This window comes from Acidovorax sp. IB03 (assembly GCF_016406015.1).
Classification (GTDB): Bacteria; Pseudomonadota; Gammaproteobacteria; order Burkholderiales; family Burkholderiaceae_C; genus Acidovorax; species Acidovorax temperans.
The window spans coordinates 1-2,739 of the sequence record NZ_JAEFCH010000076.1; the positions used below are offsets into that span (position 1 = coordinate 1).

Sequence of the window (2,739 nt, forward strand, 5' to 3'; positions counted from 1 at the left end):
GGCAAGCGAGCGCTCAACCTTCCTTGGCCGAACGTGTTTCGAGGCCCAAAACTCGCGCCATACTTGGCCTCATGCGGTTGAATTTCCTATCCGTTGATTGCGCGGATTGTCGATGGCAGCCATTTCGACGAATTCAAAGCGCGCTACGGCACGACTTTAGTCTGCGGCTTTGCGCATATTCACGGCATGCCGGTCGGTATCATTGCGAACAATGGTATTTTGTTTTCTGAGTCCGCATTGAAAGGCACGCACTTCATTGAACTGTGCTGCCAGCGCAAAATTCCGCTGGTATTTTTACAGAACATCACTGGCTTCATGGTCGGACGCAAATACGAAAACGAAGGCATCGCGCGTAACGGCGCGAAGATGGTGACGGCCGTAGCGACAGCAAATGTACCGAAGTTCACTGTGATTATCGGTGGCAGTTTTGGTGCTGGCAATTACGGTATGTGCGGCCGCGCTTTCTCGCCACGCTTCATGTGGATGTGGCCGAATGCGCGCATCAGCGTCATGGGTGGCGAGCAGGCCGCCAGCGTACTGGCGACCGTGAAACGCGATGGTATAGAAGGCAAAGGTGGTAGCTGGAGCGCCGACGAAGAAGCCGCATTCAAACAACCGATCAAAGAGCAATACGAACATCAGGGGCACCCGTATTACGCCTCCGCCCGTTTGTGGGATGACGGCGTGATTGACCCTGCCGATACCCGCATGGTGCTGGGGCTGGGCTTGAGCGCCGCGCTGAATGCGCCGATTCCGGATGTGAAGTTTGGTTTATTCAGGATGTAAGTTATATGAAACGCTATGCGCTGATTAGCGTATTCATGCTGGCTGCAAGTTCGGGAATTGCCCGGGCAGAGGAGCAATTATCCACAGCTTTAAATGAATCGGTGATTAAGCTTCCTACCACCGTCAGTAACATATTTAATCAGGTGATCACTAAGGACATGGTCGTGACCCAGTTTCGGCCGCATGGTGAAGGACCGTTTCCGATCGCAATTTTATTGCATGGACGTAGTTATAAAGATCGCTCTAAACCAGGCCGCGAACGTTTTTTGCAGGCCACAAAATATTTTGTTAACCGTGGTTTTGCCGTTTGGGTACCGACACGTCTTGGATATGGTGAGTCAGGAACTGAGCCTGATCCTGAATACTCGGGCACTTGTTCGGGTAAAAAATATATACCTGCGTATGAAGTTGCGGCAAGCAGTACGCTTGATGTGATCGCCTATGCAAAGCAACAAAGTTATGTCGATCCGGCGCGCATTGTCGTTCTTGGGCAATCCTATGGTGGTACGACTGCTATCACGCTTGCTGCGAAGAATCCCTCAGGTCTGATCGCCGCTATTAATTTTGCTGGCGGTGGTGGCGGCAATCCCGAGACGCAGCCAAATGAGCCATGCCGTCCTGATTTATTGAAAGAGATGTTCGGGCTTTACGGCAAAACTGCAAAGGTGCCGAGTCTGTGGATTTATACCGAGAACGATAAATATTTTGGCCCTGTTTATCCTAAGCAATGGTTTGCAGAGTTTCAAAAACAATCTCCGGTCAGTCAGCTTGCCGAATACCGGGCTATGCCTGCGTTTGGCGATAATGGACACTTTTTTTTCTCTCGAGGGTTTTCTATCTGGCGGCCTGTTGTTGACGAATTTTTGCGTCGCCAAGGCGTTCCCATTCCGCACACTCCCGGAAGTTTTCAAGACACAGGTTTTGCAAATATCCATGAGCCTGCCAGCTTACCTGTCAACAAAGCTGAAATACGGGAGCGCTACGTGAAATTTCTAGAATTAGACCTTCCGCGTGCCTTTGTTTTGGATGCTGCCGGTGAATTTGCCGGATATGCAGGAGGAACGCCCGATGCGCTGGAAAAAGCAATGGCGATTTGTAAAAAGCGTGCGCAAAAGGAATGCTTGGCTTATGCGGTGGATGATAAGGTTGTCTGGAAAAATCTAATATCAGCGAACACTAAGGAACAGTTACTCCGGTGATTTTTCAGATCGTCAAAAAACTCAATGAGAAAATCCTCATAACGATGGCCAACTATTCGTAAGGAAGTGCAGTATGCAAACCCTGAGTCTCACTATTCAACACGCGGTTGCCACCGTGACCCTGAATCGTCCCGATGTGCGCAATGCGTTCAATGAAACCACGATAGCGGAAATCACGCAGGTGTTTCAGGCACTCGATGCGGACGCGGCTGTGCGTGCGATTGTGCTGGCAGCGAATGGCCCGGCGTTTTGTGCCGGTGCTGATCTGAACTGGATGAAAAAGATGGCGGATTACACGCATGCCGAAAATCTCGCCGATGCCGGTCAGCTGGCGGCGATGCTGGCAGCGATTTATCGTTGCAGCAAGCCGGTGGTCGCGAAAGTGCAGGGCGATTGTTATGCCGGTGGCATGGGGTTGGTGGCTGCGTGCGATATTGCGGTCAGTGTCGATAGCGCGAATTACTGCCTCAGCGAAGTGAAGCTCGGTCTGATTCCTGCGACGATTTCGCCGTATGTCATCAAGGCGATGGGCGAGAGCGCAGCGCGGCGTTCTCCTGCAAAGGCCGGGGAGTCTGCCCCTCGTGCACCACCCGGCGCATGGTGGAGACAGCAGCGCACCTGAACGACCACGTATTCCCCCGCCTGCCGGTGCGCCAGTGGGTGCTCTCCGTGCCCAAGAGGTTGCGGTACTTCATGCAACGCGACGGAGCGGTGCTGAGCATGGTGCTGCGCATCTTTCTGCGGGTGATCGCAC

At 52.6% G+C, this 2,739-nt stretch carries 1 protein-coding gene and 3 pseudogenes; all 4 read left to right on the forward strand.

The window, feature by feature from the left end:
- Positions 1-93: 93 nt before the first annotated feature.
- A pseudogene (locus tag IHV84_RS20040) lies at positions 94-786 on the forward strand (carboxyl transferase domain-containing protein); the annotation flags it as partial.
- A 5-nt stretch (positions 787-791) separates the two neighbouring features.
- Positions 792-1,985, forward strand: a complete 1,194-nt coding sequence (locus IHV84_RS20045; protein ID WP_233100153.1) for a dienelactone hydrolase family protein — start codon at positions 792-794, stop codon at positions 1,983-1,985.
- A gap of 73 nt (positions 1,986-2,058) precedes the next feature.
- A pseudogene (locus IHV84_RS20050) lies at positions 2,059-2,535 on the forward strand (enoyl-CoA hydratase-related protein); the annotation flags it as partial.
- Positions 2,529-2,739 (forward strand): annotated as a pseudogene (locus IHV84_RS20055) (transposase zinc-binding domain-containing protein); the annotation flags it as partial. The pseudogenes IHV84_RS20050 and IHV84_RS20055, both read left to right, overlap by 7 nt.

Coding starts and splice junctions, on each gene's coding strand:
- IHV84_RS20045 (WP_233100153.1), top strand. CDS start 792: ATGAAACGCTATGCGCTGATTAGCGTATTCATGCTGGCTGCAAGTTCG.